Consider the following 4139-nt stretch of genomic DNA (forward strand, 5'->3'; position numbering starts at 1 on the left):
CCTCCGTTATGACAAAGAAACCGAGACAACTCAGATCTTCAGCATCAATGCAGACGGATCTGGGGAGAAACGCCTGTCTGATGAAAAGAACGGCATAGAGTGCTTCAGGATTAGCCCTGATGGCAAACGCGTCGTGTTCGCTTCTGCAATAGATGATTTCAACAAAAACGATGAAGAACTTTTCAAAGATCTCCCAAAGACGACCGGTCGGGTAATCGATGACCTCGGCTACAAACATTGGGACGAATGGGTGACAAAGATCCCTCATCCGTTTGTTGCCGATTTTGACGGTGAGGTTAAAAACGCAAAAGACATAATGGCTGACGAACCTTTTGAATGCCCGATGCGCCCGTTCGGTGGCGCGGAATCTTTCGCATGGAGTCCGGATGGTTCGAAACTTGTATATGTGAGCCGCAAATACAAAGGTTCCGAATATGTCTTCTCCACAGATTCAAACATTTATCTGTATGACATAGAATCAGGGAAGACAGAACAGCTCACAGGCGAAGGCTTCCCGGGATATGACACAGACCCGGCATTCTCACCCGACGGCAACACTCTCGCATGGCTATCGATGCCAACCGCAAAATATGAGAGTGATAAAAAACGCCTTATGGTGATGGATATCAAAAGCCGTGAGACACGAGATCTGACCGAGAACTGGGATTACTGGCCCGAACAGATAGCCTGGGCAAAAGACGGAGCCTCAATCTGGTTCACAGGATACTATCAGGGTGTTTCTCCCGTATTCACCATTGATGTAAAGACTTGCGCCATAGACACTGTCGCAAACGGACAATACGATTATGTCGGAGTATCTCCCGTAGCTGACAACGCAGCGGTGGCAATGAGACATTCAATGAGAGAACCCAACGAAATTTTCCTTGTCAAGAAAGGTGATAACGAAGCAAAACAGCTTACATCCGTAAACAAGGAATTACTCGGGCAGCTCAAACTCGGAGACGTAAAGAAAGTTACTGTTCCTACGACCGACGGCGGACAGATGACTTGCTGGGAAATTCTTCCTCCCGATTTTGACCCGAACAAGAAATACCCGGCTATCCTTTATTGTCAGGGCGGACCACAGCAGGCTGTAAGTCAGTTCTGGAGCTATCGCTGGAACTTCATGATAATGGCAGCGCACGGATACGTCATAATCGCACCCAACCGCCACGGAGTTCCGGGATTCGGAACTGCATGGAACCGTCAGATCTCCGGTGATTACGGCGGTCAGAACATGCAGGACTACTATGCCGCGACCGATTACATCAAATCTCGTCCTTATGTAGACGCAGAGCATGTCGGCGCTATCGGTGCAAGCTATGGCGGTTTCTCTGTTTATTGGCTCGCCGGTCATAACGACGGACGCTACGCCGCACTTGTGGCTCATGCCGGAATATTCAACGTTGAAGCGCAGTATCTTGAAACAGAAGAAATGTGGTTCGCGGATTTCGACCTCGGTGGTCCATTCTGGGATAAAGACAACGCTACAGCCCAGCGCACATATGCAAATTCACCACATCGTTTCGTAAACAACTGGACGGCACCGATGCTTATCACTGTAGGCGAACTTGACTACCGGATTCTCGCATCTCAAGGCATGCAGGCATTCAACGCCGCCAAGATGCATGGTCTTGAAGCGGAAATGCTCGTTTTCCCTGATGAAAACCACTGGGTGCTCAAACCTCAGAATGCTATTCTTTGGCAACGCACATTCTTCCGCTTCCTCGACAAATATCTGAAACAACCTGCAACCGATAAATAAACCGAGATATTATTGTTTCCTAAACAAAATGCCGCACCGGAACAAACCCGATGCGGCATTTTCAGGTTTTAACAAGGTCTTGGAGTCCATTATAAACGGATACGGTCAGTACTTAAAAGTAGGTATTTTTACAAAATATACACTACCATATGACTGTTTTTAACGATTAAACGTTAATTTTGCATTCGAAATGAGATTATCGGAATTAAAACCGGGAGAAACCGGAGTCATAACTAAAATATTAGGTCACGGCGCATTCAGGAAGCGGGTGATGGAAATGGGATTCGTCAGATGCCGTGAAGTAAGAGTGGTGTTGAATGCTCCACTCCATGATCCTGTCAAATATGCACTCATGGATTATGAGGTATCTCTCCGCAGGGCGGAGGCAGACCTCATAGAAGTAGACCTGCTTGAAAACTGGGAGGCATCCCACGTTTCAGCAGACGCACTGACAGAAGAACACGACAAGGAAGCATCCAGAGAGCTGCGCAAGGATAAAATCATAAATGTCGCTCTTATTGGCAACCCGAACTGTGGCAAGACATCTCTGTTCAACAGAGTGTCGGGCGCACATGAGCACGTTGGAAATTATGCAGGCGTGACCGTAGGTGCCAAAGCCGGAACGCTGAAACATAAAGGATACCGGATGAATATCGTGGATCTTCCCGGAACCTATTCCCTTTCAGCCTATTCTCCGGAAGAACTTTATGTGATGCGGTATTTGCGAGAAGAGACACCTGATGTAATTATCAACGTGGTTGTCGCATCAAATCTCGAGCGCAACCTTTATCTTACAACCGGACTCATTGACATGAACCGTTCAATGGTAATCGACCTTAACATGTTCGACGAACTGAAAAGGAGCGGTGTAAGCCTCGATTATTCAAACCTCGGCAAAATGCTCGGCGTACCGGTTGTGCCCACAATCGCGGCAACAGGCTATGGCGTTGACAATCTCCTTGACACTGTAATTGAAGTGTATGAAATGAAAAATCCTGATACACGCCACATACATGTCAAAATGAATCCGGAGATCGAGTCTGCGGTCAATAAACTCAAAGATGAATTTAAAAACGACCTTTCGGTCGCACATCAGTTCTCACCAAGGTTTCTCGCCATAAAATTTCTTGAAAAAGATCCCGAAATAGAAGATATTCTCAAACACAACCCGAATTATGAAATCTGGAAACAGATTCGTGATGACGAAAACGAACGAATCCATAAAGAACTGCATGAAGATGTCTCTTCGGCGATTGCTGCGGAAAAATACGGATTTATCCAGGGCGCGTTAAAAGAGAACATGGAAGGTTCTGTGGCAAAAGAAGAAAAATCCACAAAAATCATTGATGCCTTCGTAACGAATAAACTTTTCGGATTCCCTTTGTTCCTGATAGTCATGTGGCTCATGTTCTGGGCAACTTTTCAGATTGGATCATATCCTATGGAATGGATTGAAAGGCTTGTGGCATGGATTTCAGGGTTGGTATCGAAAACAATGGCAGACGGTCCCTTCAAGGATCTGCTGCTTGATGGAATCATAGGTGGTGTCGGAGGTGTCATTGTCTTCCTTCCGAACATCCTGATTCTCTATGCATTCATATCATTCATGGAAGATTCCGGTTACATGGCGAGGGTAGCTTTCATAATGGACAAGCTAATGCACCGAATGGGACTGCACGGCAAATCATTCATTCCTCTCGTTATGGGCTTCGGCTGTAACGTGCCGGCAATAATGTCAACCAGAATAATAGAAAGCAAATCAAGCAGACTCATAACAATACTTATAAATCCGTTTATCAGTTGTTCGGCAAGAATACCTATATATGTGCTTCTGGTAGGAGCTTTCTTTCCTGATTACGGGGCATGGGTATTTGTATCACTTTACACACTTGGAATCGCCATAGCCGTGCTTACAGCCAAGCTCATGCGTAAATTCTGGTTCAAGGCAGATGAGACTCCTTTTGTAATGGAACTTCCTCCATACCGGATGCCGACCATGAAGGCAACAATACGCAACATGTGGTCAAAAGCCGAGCAATATCTCAGAAAAATGGGAGGACTCATTCTTGTCGCCTCTATTATAATCTGGGCATTATCATATTTCCCTCATTACGAGACAGAAGATTTACCGAAAGAATACGTCGCTGCGACATTGGCGGAAATGCCGGCGGATCAGACCGAAGGCATGTCTCAAAGTCAGATAGAAAAATCCATGCTTACAGAATACCAGCAAAGCAATTCTATTCTTGGGAAAATCGGACAGTTCGTAGAACCGGTTGTACGTCCTATGGAGCTTGGCTGGAAATCCTGTGTTTCTCTTATTGCCGGTTCTGCCGCTAAAGAAGTGGTGGTTTCGACTCTCGGGGTGCTGTTT

Annotated in this window: 2 protein-coding genes; both read left to right on the forward strand. The window is 46.1% G+C overall.

Features of this window, described 5'->3' with window-relative positions; translation table 11 throughout:
* A partial coding sequence (locus JX312_RS09895) for a S9 family peptidase (RefSeq protein WP_204457874.1) occupies positions 1-1765 on the forward strand: 1765 nt, incomplete at its 5' end.
* Positions 1766-1955: 190 nt separating this feature from the next.
* The coding region (feoB, locus tag JX312_RS09900; protein WP_204457875.1) for a ferrous iron transport protein B at positions 1956-4139 on the forward strand (2184 nt) is incomplete at its 3' end.

Origin of the sequence: Barnesiella sp. CU968 (assembly GCF_905219685.1) — a bacterium.
Taxonomy (GTDB): Bacteria; Bacteroidota; Bacteroidia; order Bacteroidales; family Muribaculaceae; genus Lepagella; species Lepagella muris_A.